The following is a 3,509-nucleotide window of genomic DNA, read 5'->3' as shown; positions in this document are numbered from 1 at the left end:
CATGTTCTGCATTGGCATGCTCTGCATCGATTGCTGGGCCGGATATGGTGTCGGAGTTGGACTGATTGGGGCTTTTGATCCGCAACAAGATCCGCCTTTTGACGTGCTCATTGGAGAAATCGAACTATTACCGGATTGGTTCGGAGTTGGATAACCATAACTCATGTAATTCATGCTACACTCTCTCCTTTACAGTCTCATCTGGACTGATTTTTAATGAAGCCTCGTTACCCCGAGTACACTGCTGGACAGTCGTCCCCAGTTGGGGAAAAGAAATAATGCGCTCGATACCGACCAGAATTTTGTTGATTGAACCACGTATCTGGGCACTCTCCCGCCGGCCTAAAGAACCACAGTGCATAGGAAGCAGGCCAGGTGCGCTCGCCATTGATTGCGCGTTGAGCTAGACGAATATCAGCGTCACGAGCCCATTGATAGAAGTAGCCCTTCAGTGCCTGTTACCTCCCTCCCCCTTTCATTCGTTACCATCATATGTGCGAGTGCCTAATTGGTGACAAATGAAAAAAAGCCGGCTCCAATAGGAACCGGCTCATGGTCAGGTGCGAACACTCATGTTTGATTGATATAACTAACTTATTTTACAGTTGCCAGAAAGTTCTTAGCGCTTTGCTCAGCACGTTGCTTCGCGGAAGCAAGAATTTCTTCTGCACGGTCAGGCGTTGCAGCCATGCCTTCCACGACGATATTCTCGTAATCGCTAATGCCGATGAAGCCCATAATCGCTTGCAGGTAAGAGTCTGCGAAGCGAAGACCTGCTGTTGGACCTTCGGAGTAAATACCGCCACGCGCTTCGATATGAACCACTTTCTTGCCTCCGAGCAAGCCTTGTGGACCTTCAGCAGTGTACTTGAATGTACGGCCGGCAATAACTACGTTATCGATATAAGCTTTAAGAAGCGGCGGGTAGCTCAAGTTCCACATTGGTGTAACGAATACCACAACGTCTGCTGCAATAAATTGCTCCAAAATTTCATTCATGCGGCCGAGTGTGCTTGTTTGCTCTGCAGACAATGCTTCACCAGCGCCAGCTTTACCCCAAGCATCTAATACGGTACCGTCGATCAATGGAATGTTCTCTTCATACAGATTTACGCGCTCGATTTGTACATCCGCATCAGCTTGAAGCGCAGTCAAGTAGTGCTCACCAAGACGAAGAGCGAAGGACATTTCAGTTGGTTTAGGATTTGAATTAATAACAAGTACTTTTTTCATCATGTTCACCTCATAAATAAATTTTGTATAACGTTATTGCCTTACATTCAGTTCTGACAAGATAGCTCATAGCTAGCGACAAATTATTGATGTTGACTCAAAATTGTACGCTTATTTAATGTCATTGACTTACTTTATGTAAGTATAATAAATGTTATAACTTACTTTTGTCAAGTAAATGAGTTAAATTTATTTTTTAACTTATATTTTGCATACATAACAAAGACAACCCATTGTACTATTCTTTCCAGCATCTAAGTGGCAGAAACAGTTGCTTCATCACGTCCACTCATCCGAGAAGCTCTCGCTCGAAGAAGAGCAAATGCATAAATGAGCAGCAACAATACCGCAGACAAAGAGGATACGAGGTACGTATTGCTATAAGTAGTGACTGATGCTACTGCACCGAGCAGCAACGAACCAAGAGCCACACCCAAGTCAATTGAATTGTAGAACATGCCTGTTGCTGCGGCATGCTGGTCAGCAGGTACACGCTGCACAGCCCATGCCTGAAATGCAGGCTGCAGACTGCCATATCCAAGCCCGTACATAGCAGCGGCAAGACACAGCATCCCTGTCGATGCGCTGTAGGCCAGTACCACCAGCGAAGCTGCCAACATTATTCCTCCTGCAGGGACAACCGCGAGATGTCCCTTGCTGTCATACAGCTTGCCAGCGAATGTACGGACAACCAATATGGATATCGCATTACATAAGAAGAATAGGCTAACATTCGCGATCCCTCTTTCCTGACCGAACATGGTAATGAAGGACAGGATACCTCCGTACGTGATGGTGACAAGAAAATTAAGCGTACACGGCAGCAATGCCCGCCGATCAATCCATGAGCCTTGCGGCCGAATGGTTGCTTGACTCGCAGGAGCTTTGGCACTGCGCAATAGGGGCAGCATTGGAAAAATAATAATGATAAGGACAAACGTCGTTCCAATTAAGTACTCATATCCGTAGCTTTGCAGCAGCCACAAACCAATAATCGGAGCTATTGCCATGGATAAGCTATTGGACAAGCCGTAATAACCCATTCCTTCCCCCATGCGTCGAGGAGGAATAATTCGCGTTGCCAATGTCCCTAGGGCTGTGCTCGTAATGCCAAATCCCGCGCCGTAAATCATGCGCACAAGCATGAATAAGGCCAAGGATGGTACAAATGCATAAGCGCCCGTCGACAAGGCATATATGAGCAAACCAGCAATCAAAATGCTCATCGCTCGGAACCGATCAAAAAATCTTCCCGCAAATAGTCGGGTCACAATAGCCGACAAAGCGAACAAACTGACGACAAAGCTCACGGTCATGTTGTCTGCTTGATAGGCATCCTTCACATAAGCTGGCAGCGCGGGCGTTATCATCAACAGATTCAGTGATACGAGAAAATTCGAGCCAGCTAACACTACAAATGGCTTCGTCCACAATGGCTGCTTTTCTTCAAGAATCTCATCGTTATTTCTATAGTCCACATTCATGTCTTTCACTTGTTCGCACCGCTTCCCTGACTCGCCGCTGCCAACCGTTCCTTCTCAGCTGCAGCAGAATTATCTTGAATCCGCTGCAGTTGTTGCAGCAGATGCTGCTCCTCGTCGCTTGAGAATCCCGCCATAACTTGAGCGATATATTCCTGCTCAATGGGAATCAACTGATCCACAATAGAGCGCCCGGCAGCAGTTACCGCCAACCGATATGCGCGCCGATCCTGTTCGCAGGTTCTGCGCTCTACCCACCCCTTGCGCAGCAAGTGCTGCACAATCCGTGTCAAGGTTGGCTGATCTTTCCCGCATCGCTCAGCCAATCCCTTTTGATTAATGCCTTCCTCTTCAACAAGACGGAACAGCACTCCCCACTGCTCAATCGTCATATCATAAGGCCGGAATCTCGCCCCTAACTCCGCAGCTACCTTACGGTGTGTCTGACCGAGCATGTAACCTACCCGTCGTTCCAAATGCAGTACCATTTTGTGTAATACCTCCTAATATTTCATCTGCATAAAATCAGAAATAGTTGTTGTAACAACTATTAACTTGTCATAACAACTATTATAACAATAAGCGCACTAATGTAAATAGTTATATATTAGTTGGCAGATCAGATCAAAAAAGACGGTTCTGTAATCCGAACCGTCTTTTTTCTTATATTATGAGGTGTAGGACTGGTCTGACACGCTTTGTACAATGCTTGACGACCCCATACCACCTGTTGATGCATAGCCTTCGGTCTGTTGAGTGGAAGCTGTAATGCTTTGCACTTGGCCTGTTGGCTGG

The 3,509-nt window shown here is 46.5% G+C and carries 3 protein-coding genes and 1 pseudogene; all 4 read right to left on the bottom strand.

Going from position 1 to position 3,509, the window contains the following annotated elements:
* Positions 1-227: 227 nt before the first annotated feature.
* Positions 228-449 (bottom strand): annotated as a pseudogene (locus BBG47_RS29185) (cell wall hydrolase); the annotation flags it as partial.
* Positions 450-594: 145 nt separating this feature from the next.
* Complete coding sequence (locus tag BBG47_RS27375; RefSeq protein ID WP_065294376.1) at positions 595-1,233, bottom strand: FMN-dependent NADH-azoreductase; 639 nt, start codon at positions 1,231-1,233, stop codon at positions 595-597.
* A 254-nt stretch (positions 1,234-1,487) separates the two neighbouring features.
* A complete protein-coding gene (locus BBG47_RS27370) occupies positions 1,488-2,717 on the bottom strand; it encodes an MFS transporter (protein ID WP_065294377.1) in 1,230 nt (409 codons plus the stop codon).
* A 5-nt stretch (positions 2,718-2,722) separates the two neighbouring features.
* Positions 2,723-3,202: a MarR family winged helix-turn-helix transcriptional regulator gene (locus BBG47_RS27365; protein ID WP_021254208.1), complete on the bottom strand. Its 480-nt coding sequence runs from the start codon at positions 3,200-3,202 to the stop codon at positions 2,723-2,725.
* Between the last annotated feature and the right edge of the window lie 307 nt (positions 3,203-3,509).

Origin of the sequence: Paenibacillus sp. KS1, assembly GCF_001680695.1 — a bacterium.
Classification (GTDB): domain Bacteria; phylum Bacillota; class Bacilli; order Paenibacillales; family Paenibacillaceae; genus Paenibacillus_B; species Paenibacillus_B suaedae.
Note: the sequence above shows the minus strand (reverse complement) of the source record. Positions and strands in the feature narration are given on the sequence as shown.